A 22,660-nucleotide genomic window follows, 5' to 3' on the forward strand; every position below is an offset into this window, starting at 1 on the left:
TGGCACCAATTCTGTTCCCGGTGCTATGTGTTCGGGATGGGGAGTGGCCCTTATGCTGCGCGACCAAGGCATCCATACCCGCAGGGGTTGTCGTGCGTTTTGCGGGTGCGCCCAGGCCTTTGATGTTTCGCTCAAGCGCGTCACACAAAGACCTTTCCCCTTGCAGGGCAGCATGCTAGACGCGCCGCAAATCAACCCTTGCAGGAGATATTCCATGGCCCTTGAGCGCACGTTCTCGATCATCAAACCCGACGCGACCCGCCGCAATCTGACGGGCAAAATCAATGCCAAATTCGAAGACGCAGGTCTGCGAATTGTCGCGCAAAAACGCATCCATATGACCAAGGCTCAGGCCGGTGTGTTCTACGCGGTGCACTCTGCACGTCCATTTTATGACGAGCTGTGCGAATTCATGGCCTCCGAGCCGGTCATCGTTCAGGTGCTTGAAGGGGAAGGTGCAATTGCCAAAAACCGCGAAGTCATGGGTGCGACGAACCCTGCGGATGCCGCACCGGGCACAATCCGCGCGGAATTTGCCGAGAGTGTTGGCGAAAATTCCGTACATGGATCGGATGCGCCGGAAACGGCCGCCGAAGAGATTGCCTATTTCTTTGCCGGAATGGAATTGGTGGGCTGAACCGCGCCCACATCGATATGATATCTTAAGGGGTCAGCCAGCGGCTGGCCCTTTTATTTTGACTTCGAGACGGGCTGCGGGCGGATGCCAATGCGGGTCGTCATGATCTCAAAGGCGTCACGGTCTTTGTCGAAACAGGAAGATTTGAGCGCGTCAAACCGTATACGCAACGCTTTTTTCTGGTAGTGGGTCACTTTGAATTTTAAAATACGGCGTTCTTGGGAGGGCTAATGTTGTCCCACTTCTCTGCGATGTCTGAGCACACGGCTTTCATCTCGTTAAACTTATAAATGGGCTTGCTGGGTGTGTGATGGGTTTCGCCAGTATTTGCACACAGAACGAAGCAAAGTTCGGCTTCCGGCTTTGCCTCCTCAATGAATGGGAAGTTCGAGAAATATCCGAACATGAATGCTGCTTGGAACTGCGGCATTATGGAGCAAACTCACCAAATAAGGTGAGTATTGCTTGATTTAGAGCGTCGGCCAAAGAGCGGCGATAAACTGACACGCGCCAGTAATGTCTTTGGTTCTTTGAGTTGTGGCCTTGGGGGCCATGAAGGCCTCACCATGCTGCACGTCGATTGACATGCAAAGCCGATTTGAGGGAGTGCGGTTGCTTGAGATGTTCTGATCGACATGCAAGCGCAAGAGCGTGGCGACATACAGCCCCATGTTTTTCCGCTTCTCTTTAGCTGCATCTGTTGCCGTGTCATCCTGTGTCATCCGGAGGACTGCTGCACCTATTTGCTCCACCCCCTTTTCTTGTCCATGCACAAGCATATCCGCGTAAACGGACACCTCAACGCCACCAATCGACAACTTGGCCTGTTTTGCAGGGGAGGACACGAATTGAAAGCCGCTTGTCTGGTTGGACATCGCCAGCAGTGAGTGAAGCACTTCTATGGATTTCACCGCATCATCTTGACGCAACGTACCCTCTGCTGGGTCTGTTGACCTTTGAAGCAACATTTGCTCTGCGGCAACAAGTGGTGATTTAGAGCGTCCGATGTCGCAAAGAAGTTCGACAATCGCCCTGCGTGCGTCACTATACCTTATGATCGGTGCTTTCTGAGGGTGCTTCGCGTTCTTTACAATGCTGATCTGTGTAGTCGGCTTCGACACTAAAAAACGGGCAAGTTCATTTGCTGAAATCTTGGGAGGCTTTGCCATGGATGACTTTCTATCAACTAAAGAATTGGGCGAAGGAAAATCCCTTCATATTGCCAGCCTTTCGCGGCAAGCGATTATAGAATGCGAAGCTGAACACCTCGGCTTTGACGGCTTTTTCGTTTTCGAGACTTCCGAAGCCCCCGGCTCCAAGGGCATAAACATACTCGGCAAGGTTGCGTCATTTGAAGCTGGGGTTCAACTTGCAAATCTGCTGTCAGGATTACGTTTGAACCCCGCCTAGCCCTACTTATCTTTCGGCGCTAATTCTATGTCGAGCGCAGCCATGCACTGCAACAGAAACGCAGAACTGAACCCGCCACGGCTTATCTTGTTCGCCACCCCGCCAGAACTCATATCAACGCCTATCGCCTTAAGGCGCTCTGTAAGCTGGTCTACGGTCACGCCTTGAGCCTTCATGGCCTCGCGCACCATATCCTTCGCCTTGTCCTCGTACTCCGCGTTTACAGGGCTTGCCTTGCGCGCAACGGGTTTCGGCGGCGCTGGTCGTTGCGCCTGATCAATAGTATTCATGCGGCACCTTCTTTAATAACCGAATATGGTGAATATAAGTGTTGACGTGGGTTCTGTCCACTGCCATATATGACTAACCAAATAAGGTTAGCATCATGTCTCAACACTTCCTCCTCTCCCCAGCCGCCAAAACACTTTCACTTGTGAAGGTCATGCGTATGTCTGAGGAAGAAGCCCGCACCGCGTTTCGTCAAATCCGTTGGGCCGAAACCGAAGGAGAGCCGATCTGCCCTGAGTGTGGTTGCGTTGATCATTACGACCTCAAGACCCGTCAGGTATACAAGTGCAAGGGCTGCGCAAAGCAGTTCAGCATCACGTCCGGTACGATCTTCGCCAGCCGCAAGTTGCAGGTACGCGACATTCTGGCGGCAATCGCAATCTTTATAAATGGCGCGAAGGGTTCCCGCTGGTCAACAAGCGCGCATAGGCGGCATCAGCCCCAAGCGCACGCGGTTCTTCAGCCAAATGTATGCCCGCCGCAGAGCATGCGGTTTCAAAGGCTGGGCCAAGGTTTCGAATGGATGATACAGGCGTGCTCATGCGCGCCGGAATAGCCAACCGCACGGCCTTTTGTCACCTGTCTGATCGCTCAAATGCTGGCGTAGTCGGTGATCGGGGGCTGTTGGGGCTCTTTTTTGGGTTCTGCGGCTTTCGCAGACACGGGTACTGGTGTGTTCTGAGACATGATTACAACCTTTAAACTAGAAACAAAAACAACTGATTACGAATATCAATATACGCGCTTAAATGGCCCGTTCAAGACATGGATGTGGCAATTTCGGGGCGATCTAACGCGTCACGGGCAATCCGGTAGCGGGTTTGCTGGTGATACTGCTCCCCAGCTTTCAGCAGGATCGAGGGAAAACCGGGGTTATTGGGGGCATCCGGCCAGCCTTGGGGTTCCAGTGCAATCCCGGAGAATGGCGCGATGGTCTGGCCCGGCAGCGCGGGCGGACCATCCGCTGGCAAACCGCTCCCGTTGTAAATTTGAAGGCCGGGTTCTGTCGTCGCGATCTGCAGGCAAATGCCGCCGGTGCCGGTGAGGGTGGCGATATCCCTGGGGTTGTTCAGGCGTCTGGGCGACAGGCACAGGTTTGCATCCAGGGGGCGATCCACAGGCACGGCGCGATCCGTCCGAAAATCATACTGCGACCCGGCAACAGAAAGGATTTGTCCTGTGGGCAAATTCCGGTCATTCACCGGAAGGTAATGCGCGGCATCGACCCGGAGCCTGTGGTGTCGTATATCCGCACCGTTATCAAGCGTCCAATAGGGATGATGTGCAATATTCACGACCGTATCAAAATCGCTGCTTGCGGTGATTTTCACGCTCAGGGTGCTGTCCTGCTCAAGCGCGTAAGTGACACAAACCCGCCGCGTTCCCGGCAATCCCATCGCGTAATCGGCCAGTTCAACCGCAAGGGTTACCGCCACATCGGTCTGCTCGCAGACCTCCCATTCCAGCGTATTCAACCCCTCATCACCGCTGTGCAGGCAGTTCACACCTTCATTCAAAGGCATCTGGAACAGCTTGTCATCAATGTGCACCTGCCCGCGCGATATGCGGTTGGCAACCGGACCGACGATCGCGCCTGCATAAAAGGCAGCGGCCTCAAAAGAAAACGGATCGGCAAACCCCAGAACCAGACTGCGTGGATGTCCCCTGAGCCAAAGCCCTGCCAGTGTTGCACCGCGCGCCAGGATATGTGCGGTCAGATCGGCAGACTCCAAGACTATCATGGGCATCACCCTCCAGCATCATGGCGCGTTGGTTTGTGACACTAAAAATCGCGACCGCCAAGCTTTAGCTGCAGCTTTTAGGACGGCGCAATCTTCAAGGGCTGCGATTGGTATTCAGGTTCCAGATAAACCTGCGTCGCCTGCGCATGACCGGTCCCGGCATTGTAGATGAAGCGTTTGAGCAATTCGGTCTGAAATTCAAACTCCCTTGCGCGTTCGGCAAACCCTGTTGGCAGGTGATCGCGCGTGTCGATTTGGGAAAATTCCATTTCCCGGCACATGTTCAGCAACGGCATGCAGATATCAGCCAGGACATTCGTTGCCAGCCGTTCAGCGTGATCAGAGTAGGGTTCCTGAAAACCGATGTCCTGATGGAACGCGTTGTTCAGAGAGCCCATGAACTCCTTGACCCTGAAAATCGCGTTTCGTACGCCGTCCTTCAGTTCCATTACCAGAACATGCACGCCCGAAAGAACGAGGCCGGGCAGTTCCACCAGGAATTCGGGCATGGCCAGAACCTGCTTGCCATCCGTGAGTGACAACAGACACTTGCGAACCGAATGAGCCAGGCGTGCGACGAGAATAGCATCGATGTCGCTTCGCTCCTGAAAGGATACGCGATTGCGAAAGCCGCGGCCCAGCACCTCACAGGACCGCAATGTGATGGTTCGGTCCTCGCCTAATGCAAGGTTCAGCGTTAAAATACGTTCGCTCAAATCCGACGGGACTGGCATGACTGCATTTCGGTTAACCATTTCATTCGTCCAAGCATATTGATCTATGCTGACAGACTGCATGAAAATTCCCTGCCAAAGGTAAATGGACCGTACGGTGCCTGTTGCGTTATGTGCGCGCAACACTTGAGGATCGCGTATCTTTTGGTTGAATATATCTTGATTAGGTTGATAAATTGCAACTATGAGTTGCTTAATTCAGATTTTAGTTGGGCCATGGTGGTCATTTACTATTTGGAATTGAAACGGTTGGGGGAGCGGGCTTTTGGATGGGGCAGACACAGCGGACTTAACGATTATCGGTATCGGTTCATCTGCGGGCGGGCTTGAAGCCATCCGCGAATTGGTCGCGACGCTACCCACCGATTTACAGGTGGCCTATGTTGTCGTGCAACATATGTCACCGCATCATAAAAGCCTTATGACGGAACTGGTTGCGCGCCAGACAAGTCTTGCAGTGCGTGATGTCAAAGATGGATGCAGGCCTGAGCCTAACGTCATCTATGTGACGCCCCCCAAGACGGATGTTGTCTATGATGCCGGCAAGCTGTGTCTTGTCGATCCGAGCCACGAAGTCGCCACTCCCAAACCTTCGGTAGATCGGTTTCTATCCAGCCTTGCCGATGAGCATGGCGAGAAATCAATGGCGATTATCCTGTCGGGCACGGGTACAGATGGAGCTTATGGGGTCCAGGCGATCCGTGAAGCGGGCGGCATTACAATCGCACAGGACACCGAGAGCGCGAAATACGACGGCATGCCAATGGCGGCGATGCAAACCGGCTGCGTCGATTTGGTGTTGCGCCCCTTTGAGATCGGCACCCATCTTCAGAAAATACTGACCTCGCCACGCGATTTTGATGCCTTCCGCCAGGAAACAAGCGAACAAGGCCCTTCATCTGATCTGTTGCAAATCCTGTTGGCCCGCACCCGCGTGGATTTCAGAGAATACAAGCAAACCACCATCAACCGGCGCATAGAACGGCGCATGATCGCTCTGGGTATCGATAGCCATGAGGAATACACGCAATTTTGCCGCGTCAATCCAAACGCTGTGGATGCGTTGTTCAAGGATCTGCTGATTTCAGTTACGCGGTTTTTCCGCGATAAAAACGAGTTCCAAACCCTTCGGGAACTTTTGCCTTCGCTTTTGAACAAGCAGAGCACGGCCCCTTTTCGGGTCTGGATCGCCGGCTGCGCGACCGGTGAAGAGGCCTATTCCATCGCGATTTTACTGTCCGAAGCTCTAGGCGGCGCAAAGGTGAACCTAAAAGACCATGTGCAGATTTTTGCCACGGATATCGACAAGGACGCTTTGGAAGTGGCCCGCAAAGGTGTCTATGGCATGGCCGCGCTCAACGATATTCCGCGCGATCTTGCGGACCGGTATTTCATCCAGCAAAATGACGGAATCAGGGTGATCGACTCCCTGCGTTCCGCGATCTTGTTTTCGGATCACAATGTCTGTCAGGATCCGCCGTTTCAGAAGGTGGACTTGCTCTGTTGCCGTAACCTGCTGATTTATTTCGGGAATGCGCTTCAACATAAGGTCATGTCACGCTTTCACTATGCGCTCACAGACAACTCCCTGATGTTTTTGGGCACGGCTGAAACCGTTGCCGGTTCTGACGAACTTTTCATTCAGGACAGCCAATCCGCTCATATCTATCGGCGCCGCTCAATCCGGCGCTCCGAGCAAACGCCCTTTGCCAATCCGCGAAACCTGCCGCAGTCGCGCAGAATTCCCGCACCGTCCTCCGGCAGCCCCGCTGGCGATTCTACCGATCGTCAGATGTTCGAAGCCCTGGCGCTGGCCCTGGGCAAAAATTCGGTTCTGGTTACAAACGAATATTCGATCGTTCGGATTTATGGCAACGTCAGTTCCTATATCGAGATGACCGAAACCAGCAACCTCAAGATGCACATCGATCTTTTGCGCCGACCGTTTCGTGAAGAAGCGCGCAGTCTGGTGACCCTTGCGCTAAAGAACGCAGAGCATCGTTCCGGGGTGCGCCATCTTCTGGCCGAGGATGATGATGCGGAAATTCGTCTGGATGTTTATCCGATCATCGCACGCGATCTGAACGAACGCGCGGCACTGGTGGTTTTCAGCGAAGTACAGGTCGATCGTGCCCGCGCTTTCGAGCGACAGGACACTACGGGCGAAGACGCTTTTGAAACCGACCGCATTCGCTTGTTGGAAGACGAGGTTGCCACGACGCGTGAAGCCTTGCAGCAAACCATCGAGGAGTTGGAGACTTCCAACGAGGAATTGCAATCTCTGAATGAGGAGTTGCAATCCACCAATGAGGAGTTGCAGGCCACCAATGAGGAGTTGGAAACCTCCAACGAAGAGTTGCAATCGACAAATGAGGAATTGATCACCGTCAACGAAGAACTGCAGGTGACTGCGGCAGAATTGAGCGGGCGGACGGGTGAATTGATGTCCGTGCTTGAAACGGCACCGCTTGCGATCATGGTGCTTGATACGGCGTTGCAGATTACCCAAGCCACGAATGCCGCTGCCGAGCTTTTCAACCTGTCGCGCCCCATTGCACACCCGCATGTCAGCCAATGTGTCTTGCCCGAAAACTGTCCCGCTCTGGCTCCGATTTGCAATGAAACCCTGAAACTTGGAGAACCGATTTCGCGTGAGTTCACTTCCAAAGGCGGTCGGTTCACTCTGATGTGTTCGCCCTTCTTTGACATGCGGGGCCAGATGAAGGGGTCCACCATGGTCATATCCCAGTTCCCCGGCCTTGCGCAGGAGTTGGATATGATCCTGGATCATGCCGAAATTTTCATGCTGAACCGGGCAACGGACGGGACCATCCTGAGAATTAGTCAGAAGTCTGCCGATCTTCTTGGCACAACGCGCCGCGAGGCCGAAGGTCAGAACTTTTACAAGTTGGCGAGCAAACAAGTGGCAAATGCGGTTAAGGAGCGCGACAAGCTGTTGATGGAGAACACATCCGGGCGGCTCCAGCACGTTAATGCTGTTGTCGAACAGCAAAGCGGTCAAAAGCGCTGGATGAGTTCTGAAAACTTCATATTCGCAGATCCCTCACAAAAGGAGTCTTCGATCTATTCTGTTGGCACCGATATCACCGATGTCGTGATGGCCAGAGACAAGGCGGAAGATGCGCTTGAACAGCTTACCTTGTTGCAAAATTTGGCACATGTTGGGTTTTGGGCGATCGACTTGAATGACAGATCGGTTTACTGGTCCTCTGAGGTCTACCGCATCCACGGCGAGGACCCGGACGGGCCACCGCCTGATCTCTCCAAGGGTCTTGACTATTATCACCCCGAAGATCGCGCAGCGGTCGAAAAGGAAGTTGCGCGCGTCATGGAGAAGGGTGGTGATTTCCATTTCATCCGTCGGATTATCACCCGACAGGGCGAGGCCGTCAAAGTCGAGTCCTTTGGGTTGGCGCGTGCGGATCAGGATGGTGAAATCAAGCGTATCATCGGCGTGTTTCGCGCCATGCCAGAGGATTGAGAACGCATATTGACCTATCGTCTGATCGGCCGGAAATTTTGGCTTTCGCCTTGACGCTTTGGTGTGCGGGGCGCATTGATAAGGCAAAACCGATGGGGAGAATGAACATGAATTTCAAATCAACAGTGACAGCACTTGCCTTGATGGGATCGGCCGGAATGGCCAGCGCACAATGCAACGAGGTTGTATTCTCTGACGTGGGTTGGACCGATATTACCGCCACCACGGCGGTGGCGACGGTGATTCTGGAAGCTTTGGGCTATGATACAGACATCAAAGTCCTCTCGGTTCCGGTTACCTATACGTCCATGGCACAGGGCGATATCGACGTATTTCTGGGCAATTGGATGCCGACGATGGAAGCCGATATCGCGCCCTACCGCGAGGCCGGAACGGTGGAAACCCTGCGCGAAAACCTGAGCGGCGCAAAATACACATTGGCCGTGAACAAGGCGGCCAAAGACCTCGGCATCAAGGGTTTTTCCGATATTGCAGCCCATGCTGAGGCCCTGGATGAGCAGATATACGGCATTGAACCTGGCAATGATGGCAACCGGCTGATCCAGTCGATGATTGACGCGGATGCCTTTGGTCTCAAAGAATTTGAGGTCAAGGAGAGTTCGGAGCAGGGGATGCTGGCGCAGGTCGAAAGGCTCACCAAAAAGGACGAGCCCATCGTCTTCCTGGGCTGGGAACCGCATCCGATGAATGCGAATTTCGATATGGGATATCTGACCGGGGGCGATGATTTCTTCGGCCCGAACCTAGGCGGGGCCTCGGTCTTTACCAACACGCGCAAGGGATATTCCGCGGAATGTCCCAATGTTGGCAAGCTGCTGGCAAACCTTGAGTTTACCCTCGCCATGGAAAACGAAATCATGGGTGCGATTTTGAATGACGGGACGAATCCTGCCGAAGCTGCGGCTTTGTGGATCGAGAATAACCCTGATGCGCTCAAGACCTGGCTCGCCGGCGTCAAAGATGTCGAAGGCGACGATGATGCCTTTGAGGCCGCCGCCAAAGTCCTGTTGAAGTAATCCAATCAATACTGTCGCGCCCGCCTCCTTTGGGGGCGGCGTGCATCCGGGGAAGGGGCGGCATGAACTGGCTGACGGAAAACAAGATACCCGTGGGCCAGTGGGCGGCGGCGTTCTTTGACTGGCTGCAAACCAACGGTGAGTGGTTTTTCGATGGGTTGGCCGAGTTCATGGAGGGCATGATCGACCTGATCCTCTGGATTTTGCAGACACCGCATCCCTTTGTGATCATTGCCGCTTTTGCCGGGGTAACGTGGTTCATGCAGCGCAGCTGGAAGGTTTGCCTCTTCGTGACCTTCGGCTTTTTGTTCATCCTCAACCAAGACTATTGGGAGGAGATGACGGAGAGTATCACGCTTGTGCTATCGGCCTGCGTCGTTTGCATGGCCGTGGGGGTGCCCATCGGGATTGCCGCCGCGCATCGCCCGCGCTTGTTTCAGGCAATGCGCCCTGTGCTTGATTTGATGCAGACCCTGCCGACCTTTGTCTATCTCATTCCGGCGATTGTGTTTTTCGGGATCGGCATGGTGCCGGGCCTGATTGCGACCGTGATCTTTGTGGTGCCGGCCCCGATCCGCCTGACCCATTTGGGGATCAGCTCGACCCCCAAACCGCTGTTGGAGGCCGCGGATGCCTTTGGGGCCACGCCGATGCAAAAACTCTGGAAGGTCGAACTGCCCTATGCGCTGCCGCAAATCATGGCCGGTCTGAACCAGACGATCATGTTGTCGCTCTCCATGGTGGTCATTGCCGCCCTTGTCGGGGCGGATGGGTTGGGCGTGCCGGTCGTGCGGGCGCTCAATCAAGTCAACACGGCGCTCGGGTTTGAAAGCGGTTTCATCATCGTCGTGGTTGCGATCATGCTGGATCGAATGCTGCGCGTGGATCGCAAATGACAAGCGCTGTGGAATTTGATAATGTGTCGATTGTTTTTGGGGATGCGCCTGCCAAGGCTTTGCCCGAAATGGATGCGATGAAAACCCGCGCCGAGGTGCAGCATGCCACCAATCAGGTGCTGGGCGTGCACGATTGCTCGCTGACCGTCCCAGCGGGTGAAATCCTGGTTCTGATGGGGCTATCGGGGTCTGGAAAATCCACTTTGTTGCGCGCGGTCAATGGGTTGAACCCGGTTGTGCGCGGTGCGGTACGCGTCTTTGACGGCGAATGGTCCTGTGATGTGACCCAAAGTTCTGCGCAGGATTTGCGCCGCGTGCGCCGTGAATGTGTATCGATGGTGTTTCAGCAATTTGGCCTGCTGCCCTGGCGCACGGTGCGTGAAAACGTGGCTTTGGGGCTGGAACTGGCGGATGTGCCCAAATCGGAGCGCATAAGGCGCGCCAATCAACAGCTCGAACGCGTTGGTCTGAGCGATTGGTCAGATCGCAAGGTCGGGGAATTGTCGGGAGGTATGCAGCAGCGCGTCGGCCTTGCGCGTGCCTTTGCGACGGATGCGCCGATCCTTCTGATGGACGAGCCGTTTTCCGCGCTCGACCCCTTGATCAGAACCCGCCTTCAGGATGAATTGCTCGAGCTGCAAGGGGATCTGAAACGCACGATCATCTTCGTCAGCCACGATCTGGATGAGGCCTTTAAGCTGGGCGACCGGATCGCCATCATGGAAGGGGGTCGCATCGTGCAATGCGGCACGCCGCAGGAGATTTTCTCAAATCCGGTGAATGAGTACGTTGCCGATTTCGTCGCGCATATGAACCCGCTTGGCGTGCTGAATGCGGCCGACGTGATGGAGCCGGTGGATAGCGTCCCGGCCGATAGCGTCCCTGCCGATAGCGATGTCGAGACGGTGATGCGCAGGCTGCTGCAAACCGACAGCCCGCTCGGTGTGGAGAAAGACGGCACCGTGATCGGGCAAATTACCAGGCGCGGCGTGATCGCGCGGCTGTTGGATCCGCGCGACAAGGCCTGAGGGCGCGCGACTACTGCAGGCTTTGAAGGTATGCGAGCAGATCGGCGATGGGTTGGCTTGTCATGATCGGTTGGCCTGTTTCGGTGGCGATCGCAACGCCCTGACCCTCAAAAAACCACCCGTAAACGGGCATATCGCTGCCGTGGCTGACCAAAGGGTCGCGCCCATCAATGCGCTTGATGACGCGGTAAATGGGAAATTGCCCGTCCGCCCTCGCCGAAAGCTGTGTGAGATTCGCAGGCTGCACCAAGAGAACAGGTGCCATCGGTCCGTTCCCCTCGGCCTGCGCCCCGTGACAGGCCGCGCAATGCAAATCATAGAGTTTTTCACCCTCTGTGACATCCTGCGCATGCGCTACGCTGCTCAAGAACACCAAAATGGTCGCAATAAATCGCATTGTCCTCTCCTTTTGCTGATCCGCTTAACCCTAGCACTGTCTTTTCAGAGCGGCGTTGACCTGCATCAAGCCACGTCGCACCGTGATGGCGAAAGATAATGCTTTTTAGGACCGCTCGGCGCGTTATGACACCGTCAATCAACGGGTATGAATAAGAGGCGTTGCGCACGCAAATCAAACCGCGCTTTCGACAACCCGGACCGTTTGGGCGGCTCAATCGGCTGCGCTGAGTGGCGAGCATGTGGCTGCGGCATTAGCGCATCGGGTGGAGAGCCCGAGCGCCAGGCCAATGTCAGCGGTTCGCTTTCGATAGGACGCGCTTTTCAAGATTGCGCGCAATCAATGCGCTTCATCCTCCCGCGCCGCCTGCTACGGCGCGGTTTTTTGAAGCCATCGATCCGGCGCTTAAAAGCCTCACTTAATCAGGGATTTGACCTTCTGGGCGACCGCTTCGGCGGTAATGCCAAACTCTTCGTAAAGCGTGCTGGCAGGGGCGGATGCACCGAAATCATGCATGCCGATAAATCCGGATTTCTCACGCTTGCCGCGCTCCCCGAACAGCCAGCGGTCCCAGCCAAAGCGAATACCCGCCTCAACCGCCACGCGCACCGGTCCACCGGGCAGAACGCGTTTGCGGTAGGCTTCGTCCTGTTCCTCAAAAAGCTCCCAACACGGCATGGACACGACGCGCGTCCCGATCCCATCCGCCTGCAAAATATCGCGCGCGGCCATTGCGATCTCGACCTCAGAACCCGTCGCCAACAGGATCGCCTGTCGTTTTCCGTCGGCATCCGCCAGCACATAGGCCCCCTGTGCCACCATATTCTTGGTCTTATGCTCGGTGCGCAGCGTCTTGAGCCCCTGCCGCGTCAGTGACAAAACGGAGGGTGTCTGTTTGGACGTCAGCGCCAATTCCCAGGCCTCTGCCGTCTCGATGGTATCGGCGGGGCGGAACACATGGGTGTTGGGTGTCGCGCGGCTGATGGCGAGGTGTTCAACCGGTTGATGCGTCGGGCCATCCTCACCCAGACCGATGCTGTCATGCGTCATCACATAGACGGTCGGGATTTTCATCAAGGCCGACAGGCGCATTGCCGGGCGCGCGTAATCGGTGAAACACATGAATGTCCCGCCGTAAGGGCGCAAACCGCCATGCAGCGCCATGCCGTTCATCGCCGCCGCCATGCCATGCTCGCGAATGCCCCAATACACATAACGCCCGGCGCGGCTATCAACGTCGAAAACACCCAGATCGCTGGTTTTGGTATTGTTGGAGCCCGTCAGATCCGCAGAGCCGCCAATGGTTTCGGGCATTACCGGGTTGATGACTTCGAGCACCTTTTCGGAGCTTGCACGGGTGGCAAGCTTGGGTGCGGCTTCCGACATTTGTTTTTTGAACGCCTTGATCACCGCGCTCAGCTTCTTGGGGGCCTCAAGCGCATAGGCGCGGTTGAAGGTCTCGCGCTTGGCGCGGGGCAGGGCGTCGAAACGTTCTTCCCACGCGCGCCGGACGTCTGCACCGCGCGCGCCAATGGCTTCCCAGGCGGCTTTGACATCTGCGGGCACCTCAAACGGTCCGGTTTTCCAACCATATGCCTCCTTGGCCGCCGCCATCTGATCGGCATCCGTCAGAGCCCCGTGACCCTTGGACGTGTCCTGTGCCGCGTGGCCCAAAGCGATGTGGGTTTTGCACGCAATCATCGTGGGTTTTTTACCCGTCTTGGCCTGGCTCAGGGCGGCATCAATCGCGACCGGGTCATGCCCGTCAGTTTCCAGCACGTCCCAACCGGCGGATTTGAAGCGTCCGATCTGATCCGTGCGATCCGACAGCGACACGGGGCCATCGATGGTGATATCGTTATTGTCCCAGAGCACGATCAATTTGCTCAATTGGTGGCGCCCGGCCAGCGTGATGGCCTCCTGGCTGACACCTTCCATCAGGCAACCATCCCCCGCGATCACATAGGTATAGTGATCCACGACCTTCTTGCCGTATTGCGCACGCTGGATTTCTTCGGCCATGGCGAAACCCACCGAATTGGCGATGCCCTGACCCAGCGGGCCGGTCGTGGTTTCAATGCCTGAGGCGTGCCCATATTCCGGATGCCCTGCGGTGCGCGATCCCCATTGGCGGAAATTCTTGATCTCCTCCAGTGTCATATCCGCATAGCCCGTCAGGTGCAGCAGCGCATAGAGCAGCATGGAGCCGTGTCCCGCCGATAGGATAAAGCGATCCCGGTCCGGCCAATTGGGCTGTGTCGGATCAAATTTGAGGTGTTTTTCAAACAGCACTGTCGCCACATCCGCCATGCCCATCGGCATACCAGAATGGCCCGAATTGGCGGCGGCGACCGCATCCAGAGTCAGGGCGCGAATGGCCGTGGCCTTTGACCAATGATCGGGGTTGGCGGCAGCAAGGGCTTTTAAATCCACGGGGTAGAATCCTTTGTCGTTTGAGACGCCCCCGGAGCGGGGTTTTTGACACGAACGCCAGCGTTTGCGCGTTGCATAACAGCCACCTCGCAAAGATCAAGAGCCGGGGAAGGGCTTTGATCATACAGCGACTTCAAGAGTCCCCGGCAAGCAATTGATCATAAAGAAAGGCGTGTTTGTGAGGGGCGCGGAATCGCGTTAATCTGGCGCAATATAAAAGCGATTCGGGCCGCACTTAGCGCTGCGGTGCCGTATTCAGTATGAAAAAGAGGTGGGCATGAGCGAAATCGAAGATCTCCAAACCCGGATTATGTCCGCCCTGGACCGGGTGGCGACGGGTGTCGACGCCTTCGCTGATGCTGAGGATATCGATGCGCTCAAGACAGCACTTGAGGATGAAAAAACCGTCAACGCCGAGTTGAACGAGCAGGTGCGCGAATTGGGCGAACGTCAGGCAGCCGCGCTGGAGGCTCTTGAGGCCCGTGCCGCGGCGACGGCGGCGCGTATGGATCAGTTTGATCAGGATTTGCAGCGGTTACGGCGCGCGAATGCGCAGCTTGGTGAGGCTTGCGAGGCGTTGCGCGCGGCTAATGCCGAGGGCGTCGGCGAACCTGAGTTGATCAATCAAGCCATGATCGCCGAACTTGACGCCTTGCGCGCCGCGCGCAGTGCCGAGATCAGCCAGGCGGATGAGATCATCGCCGCATTGACACCGCTCCTCGAAGCAGGCGCACCCCAAACACAGGAGACAGCCTGATGCCGGAAGTCACAATCACAATTGGGTCGCGTCAATTCGAAGTCGCCTGTCAGCTTGGCGAAGAGCATTATCTGCATACCGCCGCCAAGATGTTGGATGATGAGGCGCAGGTATTGGCCGATCAGGCCGGGCGTATGCCCGAAGCGCGGATGTTGTTGATGGCCGGTCTGATGCTGGCCGATAAGACGGCGAGCGTGGAGGATCAGGTTGCAGAATTGCAGGCCAAACTAACCGCCCGCGAGGCCGAGCTTGCCAATTTGCGCGACACGGTTGTTGAGCCGGAACGCATAGAGGTACCGGTCGTGCCGCAATCGGTCACGGATACGCTTGCGGAACTGGCCGCGCGCGCAGAGGCTTTGGCGGCGTCCGTTGAGGAAAAAACCAAGGCGTGATCGTGATGCATCGCGCGGTGTATGCGCTCGTGCTCTGGTGTCTGTGGGGTATGACCGCCTATGCCGGGCCGATTTCCGCGACATATACCTGCGAGCGGTCGGTCAAAATTCCAACGGTCTTTGCGCAGGATAAGGACGCGGGGTCCATTGTCGTGATGATATTAGAAGGCGCGTTGATCCAGCTCGCCATCACGCCCGCTGCATCCGGGGCGCGATATGCTGACACGACAGATCAATCGGGTTATGTCTGGTGGACCAAGGCGGAGGCCGCCACCCTGTCGTGGTTTGACGCGCAAACCGGTCAGGAAACTTTTGTCTACCGCCAGTGTCGAAAATCTGACGATGAGGTGCCGGGATAAAGAGAGGAAGCAAGAGATGCTTCCTTTCTTTATCGATATAGTGATTTAGCCGTTGGCCTCGCGGATTTTATCGGCGGCGTCCTTATCAAAGCTCACGCCATTTTCTGAAAACAGCGTGTCCAATTCGCCCGACAGGGTCATTTCGGTGATGATGTCGCAGCCGCCTACGAACTCGCCCTTGACGTAAAGCTGTGGTACTGTCGGCCAGTCCGAATAATCCTTGATGCCCTGGCGCAGGGTCTCGTCAGACAGAACGTTCACGTCGGAAAAATCGACGGCCATGTAGTTCAGAACACCTGCCACACGGCTGGAAAAACCACATTGCGGCATCTCCTTGGTGCCCTTCATGAAAAGGACCACGTCATTATTGGTGACGGTTTCTTTGATCGTAGATTGTGCATCAGACATTCAGGGGTCTCCATGTTATGCGGCGCAGTTTTGAGTGCATACGCCGAAATCTCGGTCGATGTTTCAGAAATTTTGGCCATTTTCGTCTAAATATGGCCAGCGTGTCACAGATGTCCAGAAGAAGGCGACCAAATTTCAGGGCCGCTCAACCCGCAGGATCATCGATTAATCCGGGACTTTCGTCGTGAGTGCCAGAGCGTGTAATTCACCGTTTGAGCCGTCCATCTTGCCTTTGAGGGCCGCATAAACGGCGCGCTGTTGCTGGACGCGGTTCTTGCCGCGAAAGCTTTCGTCCACCACCATGGCGGCCATATGCACACCGTCGTTTCCTTCAACCGTTATGGTCGCATCGGGAAAGCTGGCGCGCAGCAGGTCTTCGATTTCATGGGCTTGCATCGGCATCGGGTCGGCTCCGTTTTATCTTTGTCTTAGATGTAATAGGCGGTGCCGCCGGGAACAAGGTGTCAAATTGCGCGCCAGAGCACAGATCACATGCCCGCAAGGGCGCGCGATTGGGGCAGACAAGCCGGGCCACATGTTGAATAATCCACCGAAGGGAGAGTCGCGATGGATGTTTTTGAAAACGCGCCGGAGCAGGCCTTGGCCTGGCATGACGCGGGTCGGGGGGCGGTTCTGGCCACGGTGGTTGAAACCTGGGGCTCGGCACCGCGCCGCGTTGGCGCGCAGCTGGTGATTGCCGGGGATGGTGAGATGCAAGGCTCGGTCTCGGGCGGATGTGTCGAAGGCGCGGTCGTTCTGGAGGCCACGGAGGCGCTGGAAACCGGCACGCAAAGGCTGCTTGAATACGGCATCAGCGATGGGGACGCTTTTGCCGTTGGGTTGGCCTGTGGTGGAACGATCCGCATTCTGGTCGAGCCGGTTGGTGCCGTTTTGCCGGTTGATCTGTTGCGCACGCTGGTTGCGGCGCGGGCGGATCGCACACCAATTGCCTATCAGGTCAATTTGGATACCGGTGCGCGGGCACTGATAGATGACGCCTATGCGGATCGTTTTGCGACAGACCGATCCGGGTTTGAGGGTGAGGGCAGGATTTTCGTTGCCATTCACAACCCGCCCTTGCGGTTGATTGTCGTGGGAGCGGTGCATATCGCGCAGGCATTGGTGCCGATGGCGCGGATTGCCGGGTATGATCCCTTTATCGTGGATCCGCGTGCCGCTTTTGGGTCTGAGGCGCGCTTTCCCGGCGAAAGTATACTGCCCGATTGGCCGGATGAGGCGCTGGAAGCCATCGGCGTGGATAGCCGCACGGCTGTTGTTTTGCTCACACATGATCCGAAACTGGACGATCCCGCCCTGCATATCGCGCTGGCCTCGCGCGCCTTTTATATCGGGGCGTTGGGATCAAAACGAACACAGGCCGCGCGCCAGCACCGGTTGGCGGAGGCCGGTTTTGAGCCGCATCAGATCGGGCGCATCCATGGGCCGGTTGGTCTGGACATCGGTGCCGCCGCGCCGCCGGAAATCGCCCTGTCCATCCTCGGCGAAATGACCCGTGTCTTGAGGCGCGGGTCTTGAAGTTCGGCACCATCGACCTGGCACAGGCGAAAGGTGCCATTCTGGCCCATTCGGTTTCCCTGGGCGGGCGCAAGCGCCTGCGCAAGGGGCGTATCTTGTCGCCCGAAGACATCGCGGCACTTGAAAGTGCCGGCATTCATCACGTCACGGTAGCGCGCCTCGAGGCGGGTGATGTGATCGAAAACGACGCCGCTCAGGCCTTGGCCGCTGCTATCGTACCCGATCCGGGCGGCCAGGGGATACGTGTGACAGAGCCCTTTACCGGCCGCGTTAATCTTTTGGCCGAGGGGCCGGGGGTTGCGGTGCTGAATGTCGCGGCGCTCGAAGCCATCAACCGCGTGCATCCGATGATCACGCTGGCAACCGTACCGCCGTTTCAGCAGATGTCGGCAGGCGGCATGATGGCCACGATCAAGATCATTTCTTACGGCGTGCCACGGGTCGCCTTGCTTGAGGCCTGCGCTTTGGCGGATCGATCCATGCGTCTTGCCAGGCCGGCGATCGGATCGGTCGGGTTGATCATCACTGAAATTGCAGGAGGGGCTGGTTCAAAAGGCCGCAGCGCCATTGCGGCCCGGGTGGCCGCATTCGGCATGACGCTCAGTGAACCGGTGGTGATTGCCCATGACGAAGGCGCGCTTGCAAAGGCACTCGGTGAGAGTACGGATGAGCTGATGTTGATCCTCAATGGCTCCGCAACCTCGGATATCGACGATGTGGCACCTGCCGCCTTGCGCCGCGCGGGAGGGCAAGTGGACAGGTTCGGCATGCCGGTTGACCCCGGTAACCTATTGTTTATAGGTAGACTTATGGATCGAACGGTCATCGGCTTGCCAGGTTGTGCGCGCTCTCCGGCATTGAATGGGGCGGATTGGGTGCTGTCGCGGATCATTTGCGGTCTGGACGTGAGCGGTGATGTCATTGCGGGCATGGGCGTTGGCGGATTGCTCAAGGAGATACCGGCACGCCCGCAGCCGCGCGCGGGAAAGTGACAGATCACCTTTGAAAGCTGCCCGTTAGACGGGCACGAGGGTGCAGCATCGTCCTATTGACGAAATTTGTGGTTCTCAACAGGCGAACGGCGTGCTTAACTCCTTTCAACAACAGTACTCAGGGAGGAAACTATGACAAAGGTCTCAATGACCGTGAACGGTAAGGCAGCGTCTGGTGACGTGGAGGGGCGCACGTTGCTGTCGTCTTTCTTGCGCGATACGCTGGAACTCACCGGCACCCATGTCGGGTGTGACACCAGCCAATGCGGCGCATGTGTGGTGCATGTTGACGGTGAAGCGGTAAAAGCTTGTACGATGCTCGCCGCCGAAGCCTCCGGTCGCAAGGTGACAACGATTGAGGCCATGTCCAATGCGGATGGATCGCTCAGCGTCCTGCAGCAGGCCTTTCAGGATCACCACGGGTTGCAATGCGGATTTTGCACGCCGGGCATGGTTATGAGTGCCGCAGCGCTTTTGAAAGAGAACCCTGATCCAACGGAAGCGGAAATTCGAGAGTATCTCGAAGGTAATATCTGCAGATGTACGGGATACCACAATATCGTCAAAGCCATCATGGCCGCCGCCGGGCAAGACGTGAGCCGCATCGCTGCCGAATAAAACAGAGGGTCGGCAGGGGTGGCCTAAAAGCCCACCTTACAGCCGATAGCACCGTAAGGTGGGCTTTTAGGCCACCGCTTTTCAGGGAGGAATAACATGCCAAAAGATGGAGGCATCGGCGCAAGCTCAAAGCGCCGCGAGGACATCCGGTTTTTGACCGGCGAGGGAAATTATACCGATGACATCAATCTACGAGGGCAGGCACATGTGTTTTTCCTGCGCTCTGATATTGCACATGGCACGATCACGTCAATTGATACCGCCGCTGCCGAGGCGATGCCCGGCGTCGTCAAAGTATTTACCGGTGTGGATTTTGAAGCGGTCGGAGGGATACCTTGCGGCTGGCAAGTCACCGACAAGCACGGTGAACCGATGCAGGAACCCCGCCACCCCGTCCTGGCGCATGGCAAGGTGCGTCATGTCGGCGAGCCGATTGCGGCCGTTGTTGCAGATACTTTGGAGCAGGCGCGCGATGCGGCTGAGGCCATTGAGGTCGATATCTCCGAATTGCCCGCCGTCGTTGATATGAAGGCGGCCGTGGCAGCTGGCGCAACCAAAGTCCATGACGATCTGACGTCAAACCTCTGTTATGACTGGGGTTTCGTTGAGGAAAACAAAGCCGCCACGGATGAAGCCTTTGAAAAGGCGGCCCATGTCACCACGCTGGAACTGGTCAACAACCGCCTGGTTGCCAATCCGATGGAACCGCGCGTTGCCGTGGGGGATTTCGCCCGTGGCACCGGGGATCACACCCTATATACGACGTCACAAAATCCGCATGTGATCCGGCTTTTGATGGGCGCGTTTGTTCTGGGCATTCCTGAACACAAGCTGCGCGTCGTCGCGCCGGATGTCGGCGGCGGTTTTGGCACCAAGATCTTCCACTATCAGGAAGAGGCCTTCGTGACTTTCGCAGCCAAAGCCTGCAACCGGCCCGTCAAATGGACCTCCAGCCGGTCCGAGGCCTTCATGTCGGACGCGCATGGCCGTGACCATGTGACCAAAATCGAATTGGCGCTGGATGCGGAGAATAATTTCACGGCCCTACGCACGGATACCTATGCGAATATGGGTGCCTATCTCAGCACCTTTGCGCCCTCTGTCCCCACCTGGCTGCATGGCACGCTCATGGCGGGGAACTACAAAACGCCGCTGATCTATGTGAACGTCAAGGCGGTATTTACCAACACGGTGCCGGTGGATGCCTATCGCGGCGCGGGTCGCCCCGAAGCCACTTTCCAACTGGAACGGGTGGTCGATAAGGCGGCACGCGAATTGGGCGTCGATCCGATTGCGCTGCGCCGGCAGAACTTCATCACGCAATTCCCCTATGCCACCCCGGTGGCCGTGGAATATGATACGGGCGATTACGTGGCGACCATGGATAAGCTCGAAGAGCTTGGTGATTTGTCCGGCTTTGAGGCGCGTCTCAAGGAGTCCGAGGCCAAGGGGAAGTGGCGTGGTCTTGGCATCAACTGCTACATTGAGGCTTGTGGCATCGCGCCCTCCAACCTTGTGGGGCAACTTGGAGCACGTGCGGGACTTTACGAATCCGCCACTGTGCGGGTCAACGCAACGGGTGGTCTGGTCGTGATGACGGGCAGCCACAGCCACGGGCAGGGGCATGAAACCGCTTTCCCACAGGTGATCTCGGAAATGATCGGTATCCCCGAGGACATGATCGAAATCGTGCATGGTGACACCGCCAATGCGCCGATGGGCATGGGCACCTATGGCTCGCGCTCACTGGCGGTGGGCGGCTCGGCCATGGTGCGGGCCACCGAAAAGATCATCGCCAAGGCCAAGAAAATCGCCAGCCACCTGCTGGAGGCCTCCGAGGATGACATCGAACTCAAGGACGGCGCCTTCAGCGTCGCGGGGACGGATAAATCCGTGGCCTGGGGCGATGTGACACTGGCCGCCTATGTGCCGCATAACTACCCGCTCGAAGACCTCGAACCGGGGCTGGAGGAAACGGCGTTTTACGATCCGAGCAACTTTACCTACCCCTCAGGGGCCTATGCCTGCGAGGTCGAAGTGGACCCCGACACCGGCAAGGTCACCATCGAACGCTTCACCGCCGTTGATGATTTCGGCAATGTGGTGAACCCGATGATCGTGACCGGACAGGTGCATGGCGGGCTGGCGCAGGGGATCGGGCAGGCGTTGCTCGAAAACTGTTCCTATGACGAAAATGGCCAGCTGCTGAGCGCCTCCTATATGGATTACGCGATGCCGCGTGCCGATGATGTGCCGTTCTATGCGGTCGATCATTCGTGTCAAACGCCCTGTACCCATAACCCACTGGGCGTGAAGGGCTGCGGCGAGGCCGGGGCCATCGGTTCACCGCCCTCGGTCGTCAATGCGGTGGTGGATGCGCTGCAACGCGGTGGCAAGGACGTGACGCATATCGACATGCCGCTGACGCCCTCGCGCGTCTGGGCGGCGATGCAATGACCTGAACTGGCGGGGGAAGGGTGCCGCCCGAACCCCGCCACGGTATTTATGGACCGGCACGGCCATGCGCCGATGCGGGGCCAACAGAAAGGACGAACGATGTACAACTTTGATGTGGAAATGCCCAGTTCGGTGGGGGATGCGGTCTCCGCACTCAGCCGTGAAGATGCGCAGGCCCTGGGCGGCGGTCAAACGCTGATTCCGACGTTAAAACAACGCCTTGCAAGCCCTTCGGTTCTGGTGAGCCTCTCTGGTATCGCCGAGATGAAGGGGGTGTGCACGGGGGATGATGGTCAGCTTTGTATCGGTGGATCGACCACCCACGCGACGGTGGCCACCGATGCAGCCTCAAAATATCCGGGTCTGGCCGACCTCGCCAGCCATATCGGTGACCCCGCGGTACGTAACCGCGGCACCATTGGTGGCAGCCTTGCCAATAACGACCCCTCCGCATGCTATCCTGCTGCGGCACTTGGGTCGGGCGCGACCATCGTGACAAACACCCGTTCCATCGCGGCGGATGACTATTTTCAGGGCATGTTCACGACCGCTTTGGAAGAAGGCGAAATCATCACCGAAGTGCGCTTTCCGATCCCGCAGGCCTCAAACTATCAAAAATTCCTGCAACCGGCGTCACGCTTTGCGCTTGTAGGCGTTTTTGTGGCGAAATTCGCGGATGGCGTACGTGTGGCGGTGACTGGCGCATCCAATGACGGTGTGTTCCGCTGGAGCGAGGCTGAAGCAGCTCTGTCGTCCAATTTTTCTGCGGATGCGCTTGATGGAATGACCGTCAGTGGTGATGACATGATCAATGATCTCCATGGCACAGGCGCTTATCGCGCGCATCTGGTGGGTGTCATGACCAAACGGGCGGTCGCCGCAGCGGCCTGATCGAAGGATTTTAATCAACGACCGGGGGCTTGGCCCGGTCGTTGCCCGCATGGCGTAGACGCTTGCCGATCACCCGGCACTGAAATGGTTGGAGTGATCAGTGTTTCAGCCACGCCAACGAAAAACACCCCGACCAAAAGGCCAGG

General features: G+C 57.0%; 22 protein-coding genes and 2 pseudogenes. 15 read left to right on the plus strand and 9 right to left on the minus strand.

Going from position 1 to position 22,660, the window contains the following annotated elements; genetic code table 11:
• The first annotated feature begins 214 nt into the window (after nt 1-214).
• Nucleotides 215-637, plus strand: a complete 423-nt coding sequence (gene ndk / locus ROLI_RS09605) for a nucleoside-diphosphate kinase (RefSeq protein ID WP_187430391.1) — start codon at nt 215-217, stop codon at nt 635-637.
• Between the two features lie 470 nt (nt 638-1,107).
• Here ndk and ROLI_RS09610 read toward each other — a convergent pair whose 3' ends face one another.
• A complete protein-coding gene (locus ROLI_RS09610; RefSeq protein WP_187430392.1) occupies nt 1,108-1,806 on the minus strand; it encodes a hypothetical protein in 699 nt (232 codons plus the stop codon).
• On the opposite strand from ROLI_RS09610, the gene ROLI_RS09615 reads away from it, so the two are divergent.
• Nucleotides 1,805-2,047, plus strand: coding sequence for a hypothetical protein (locus ROLI_RS09615; protein ID WP_187430393.1), 243 nt, complete (start codon nt 1,805-1,807; stop codon nt 2,045-2,047). The genes ROLI_RS09610 and ROLI_RS09615 overlap by 2 nt on opposite strands.
• 2 nt (nt 2,048-2,049) lie before the next feature.
• Here ROLI_RS09615 and ROLI_RS09620 read toward each other — a convergent pair whose 3' ends face one another.
• A complete protein-coding gene (locus ROLI_RS09620; RefSeq protein ID WP_187430394.1) occupies nt 2,050-2,337 on the minus strand; it encodes a DUF6471 domain-containing protein in 288 nt (95 codons plus the stop codon).
• Between the two features lie 95 nt (nt 2,338-2,432).
• Here ROLI_RS09620 and ROLI_RS09625 point away from each other — a divergent pair.
• Nucleotides 2,433-2,738: pseudogene (locus tag ROLI_RS09625) on the plus strand (transposase); the annotation flags it as partial.
• Nucleotide 2,739: 1 nt separating this feature from the next.
• On the opposite strand, the pseudogene ROLI_RS09630 reads toward ROLI_RS09625, so the two are convergent.
• From ROLI_RS09630 to ROLI_RS09640, 3 genes and pseudogenes are all read right to left on the minus strand, one after another.
• A pseudogene (locus ROLI_RS09630) lies at nt 2,740-2,877 on the minus strand (TfoX/Sxy family DNA transformation protein); the annotation flags it as partial.
• A gap of 216 nt (nt 2,878-3,093) precedes the next feature.
• Nucleotides 3,094-4,077, minus strand: a complete 984-nt coding sequence (locus ROLI_RS09635; RefSeq protein ID WP_187430395.1) for an aldose epimerase family protein — start codon at nt 4,075-4,077, stop codon at nt 3,094-3,096.
• A gap of 77 nt (nt 4,078-4,154) precedes the next feature.
• Complete coding sequence (locus tag ROLI_RS09640) at nt 4,155-4,874, minus strand: hypothetical protein (RefSeq protein WP_262386526.1); 720 nt, start codon at nt 4,872-4,874, stop codon at nt 4,155-4,157.
• A gap of 202 nt (nt 4,875-5,076) precedes the next feature.
• Here ROLI_RS09640 and ROLI_RS09645 point away from each other — a divergent pair, with 202 nt between their 5' ends.
• The 4 genes from ROLI_RS09645 to choV all read left to right on the plus strand — a co-directional run bounded on the left by ROLI_RS09645 (nt 5,077) and on the right by choV (nt 11,274).
• A complete protein-coding gene (locus ROLI_RS09645; protein ID WP_187430396.1) occupies nt 5,077-8,313 on the plus strand; it encodes a chemotaxis protein CheB in 3,237 nt (1,078 codons plus the stop codon).
• A gap of 107 nt (nt 8,314-8,420) precedes the next feature.
• The gene (locus tag ROLI_RS09650; RefSeq protein ID WP_187430397.1) at nt 8,421-9,350 is read left to right on the plus strand and encodes a choline ABC transporter substrate-binding protein; all 930 of its coding nucleotides are present in this window, start codon (nt 8,421-8,423) and stop codon (nt 9,348-9,350) included.
• Between the two features lie 62 nt (nt 9,351-9,412).
• A complete protein-coding gene (gene choW, locus ROLI_RS09655; RefSeq protein ID WP_187430398.1) occupies nt 9,413-10,246 on the plus strand; it encodes a choline ABC transporter permease subunit in 834 nt (277 codons plus the stop codon).
• Nucleotides 10,243-11,274 carry a choline ABC transporter ATP-binding protein gene (gene choV / locus ROLI_RS09660; protein WP_187430399.1) on the plus strand — a complete coding sequence of 344 codons (1,032 nt, stop codon included), beginning with the start codon at nt 10,243-10,245 and terminating at the stop codon, nt 11,272-11,274. The genes choW and choV overlap by 4 nt, the downstream gene beginning before the upstream one ends.
• Nucleotides 11,275-11,284: 10 nt before the next feature.
• Here the strand turns inward: choV and ROLI_RS09665 are convergent, their stop codons facing one another.
• Nucleotides 11,285-11,671 carry a cytochrome c gene (locus ROLI_RS09665; RefSeq protein WP_187430400.1) on the minus strand — a complete coding sequence of 129 codons (387 nt, stop codon included), beginning with the start codon at nt 11,669-11,671 and terminating at the stop codon, nt 11,285-11,287.
• A 414-nt stretch (nt 11,672-12,085) separates the two neighbouring features.
• A complete protein-coding gene (gene tkt / locus ROLI_RS09670) occupies nt 12,086-14,104 on the minus strand; it encodes a transketolase (RefSeq protein WP_187430401.1) in 2,019 nt (672 codons plus the stop codon).
• Nucleotides 14,105-14,381: 277 nt separating this feature from the next.
• On the opposite strand from tkt, the gene ROLI_RS09675 reads away from it, so the two are divergent.
• From ROLI_RS09675 to ROLI_RS09685, 3 genes are read left to right on the plus strand one after another with little or no spacing between them, the layout of a single operon-like run.
• Nucleotides 14,382-14,861, plus strand: coding sequence for a hypothetical protein (locus ROLI_RS09675; RefSeq protein WP_187430402.1), 480 nt, complete (start codon nt 14,382-14,384; stop codon nt 14,859-14,861).
• On the plus strand, nt 14,861-15,253 hold the full coding sequence (locus tag ROLI_RS09680; protein WP_187430403.1) for a cell division protein ZapA: 393 nt from the start codon (nt 14,861-14,863) through the stop codon (nt 15,251-15,253). The genes ROLI_RS09675 and ROLI_RS09680 overlap by 1 nt, the downstream gene beginning before the upstream one ends.
• Before the next feature lie 5 nt (nt 15,254-15,258).
• On the plus strand, nt 15,259-15,612 hold the full coding sequence (locus ROLI_RS09685; protein ID WP_187430404.1) for an MliC family protein: 354 nt from the start codon (nt 15,259-15,261) through the stop codon (nt 15,610-15,612).
• A 45-nt stretch (nt 15,613-15,657) separates the two neighbouring features.
• Here the strand turns inward: ROLI_RS09685 and grxD are convergent, their stop codons facing one another.
• Together grxD and ROLI_RS09695 are read right to left on the minus strand one after the other, a co-directional pair.
• Entirely contained in the window at nt 15,658-16,020 is a 363-nt protein-coding gene (gene grxD, locus ROLI_RS09690; RefSeq protein WP_187430405.1) for a Grx4 family monothiol glutaredoxin, read from the minus strand.
• A 165-nt stretch (nt 16,021-16,185) separates the two neighbouring features.
• Entirely contained in the window at nt 16,186-16,422 is a 237-nt protein-coding gene (locus ROLI_RS09695; protein ID WP_187430406.1) for a BolA/IbaG family iron-sulfur metabolism protein, read from the minus strand.
• A 165-nt stretch (nt 16,423-16,587) separates the two neighbouring features.
• Here ROLI_RS09695 and ROLI_RS09700 point away from each other — a divergent pair, with 165 nt between their 5' ends.
• The 5 genes from ROLI_RS09700 (at nt 16,588) to ROLI_RS09720 (ending at nt 22,514) form a co-directional block, all read left to right on the plus strand.
• Complete coding sequence (locus tag ROLI_RS09700) at nt 16,588-17,556, plus strand: XdhC family protein (protein ID WP_187430407.1); 969 nt, start codon at nt 16,588-16,590, stop codon at nt 17,554-17,556.
• Complete coding sequence (locus tag ROLI_RS09705; RefSeq protein WP_187430408.1) at nt 17,553-18,548, plus strand: molybdopterin-binding protein; 996 nt, start codon at nt 17,553-17,555, stop codon at nt 18,546-18,548. Before ROLI_RS09700 ends, ROLI_RS09705 begins: the two co-directional genes overlap by 4 nt.
• A gap of 132 nt (nt 18,549-18,680) precedes the next feature.
• A complete protein-coding gene (locus ROLI_RS09710) occupies nt 18,681-19,166 on the plus strand; it encodes a (2Fe-2S)-binding protein (protein WP_187430409.1) in 486 nt (161 codons plus the stop codon).
• 96 nt (nt 19,167-19,262) lie between these two features.
• Nucleotides 19,263-21,623 (plus strand): xanthine dehydrogenase family protein molybdopterin-binding subunit, encoded by a 2,361-nt coding sequence (locus ROLI_RS09715; protein WP_187430410.1) that lies wholly within the window; start codon nt 19,263-19,265, stop codon nt 21,621-21,623.
• Between the two features lie 99 nt (nt 21,624-21,722).
• Nucleotides 21,723-22,514, plus strand: a complete 792-nt coding sequence (locus ROLI_RS09720) for a xanthine dehydrogenase family protein subunit M (RefSeq protein WP_187430411.1) — start codon at nt 21,723-21,725, stop codon at nt 22,512-22,514.
• Nucleotides 22,515-22,660: the final 146 nt, after the last annotated feature.

This window comes from Roseobacter fucihabitans (assembly GCF_014337925.2).
GTDB classification, from domain to species: domain Bacteria; phylum Pseudomonadota; class Alphaproteobacteria; order Rhodobacterales; family Rhodobacteraceae; genus Roseobacter; species Roseobacter fucihabitans.

Coding starts and splice junctions, on each gene's coding strand:
- ROLI_RS09640 (WP_262386526.1), bottom strand. CDS start 4,874: ATGCAGTCTGTCAGCATAGATCAATATGCTTGGACGAATGAAATGGTT.
- choV (WP_187430399.1), top strand. CDS start 10,243: ATGACAAGCGCTGTGGAATTTGATAATGTGTCGATTGTTTTTGGGGAT.
- ROLI_RS09700 (WP_187430407.1), top strand. CDS start 16,588: ATGGATGTTTTTGAAAACGCGCCGGAGCAGGCCTTGGCCTGGCATGAC.
- ROLI_RS09720 (WP_187430411.1), top strand. CDS start 21,723: ATGTACAACTTTGATGTGGAAATGCCCAGTTCGGTGGGGGATGCGGTC.
- ROLI_RS09635 (WP_187430395.1), bottom strand. CDS start 4,077: ATGATAGTCTTGGAGTCTGCCGATCTGACCGCACATATCCTGGCGCGC.
- ROLI_RS09715 (WP_187430410.1), top strand. CDS start 19,263: ATGCCAAAAGATGGAGGCATCGGCGCAAGCTCAAAGCGCCGCGAGGAC.
- grxD (WP_187430405.1), bottom strand. CDS start 16,020: ATGTCTGATGCACAATCTACGATCAAAGAAACCGTCACCAATAATGAC.
- ROLI_RS09615 (WP_187430393.1), top strand. CDS start 1,805: ATGGATGACTTTCTATCAACTAAAGAATTGGGCGAAGGAAAATCCCTT.
- ROLI_RS09665 (WP_187430400.1), bottom strand. CDS start 11,671: ATGCGATTTATTGCGACCATTTTGGTGTTCTTGAGCAGCGTAGCGCAT.
- ROLI_RS09680 (WP_187430403.1), top strand. CDS start 14,861: ATGCCGGAAGTCACAATCACAATTGGGTCGCGTCAATTCGAAGTCGCC.
- ROLI_RS09695 (WP_187430406.1), bottom strand. CDS start 16,422: ATGCCGATGCAAGCCCATGAAATCGAAGACCTGCTGCGCGCCAGCTTT.
- ROLI_RS09620 (WP_187430394.1), bottom strand. CDS start 2,337: ATGAATACTATTGATCAGGCGCAACGACCAGCGCCGCCGAAACCCGTT.
- ROLI_RS09650 (WP_187430397.1), top strand. CDS start 8,421: ATGAATTTCAAATCAACAGTGACAGCACTTGCCTTGATGGGATCGGCC.
- ndk (WP_187430391.1), top strand. CDS start 215: ATGGCCCTTGAGCGCACGTTCTCGATCATCAAACCCGACGCGACCCGC.
- ROLI_RS09710 (WP_187430409.1), top strand. CDS start 18,681: ATGACAAAGGTCTCAATGACCGTGAACGGTAAGGCAGCGTCTGGTGAC.
- ROLI_RS09610 (WP_187430392.1), bottom strand. CDS start 1,806: ATGGCAAAGCCTCCCAAGATTTCAGCAAATGAACTTGCCCGTTTTTTA.
- ROLI_RS09675 (WP_187430402.1), top strand. CDS start 14,382: ATGAGCGAAATCGAAGATCTCCAAACCCGGATTATGTCCGCCCTGGAC.
- choW (WP_187430398.1), top strand. CDS start 9,413: ATGAACTGGCTGACGGAAAACAAGATACCCGTGGGCCAGTGGGCGGCG.
- ROLI_RS09685 (WP_187430404.1), top strand. CDS start 15,259: ATGCATCGCGCGGTGTATGCGCTCGTGCTCTGGTGTCTGTGGGGTATG.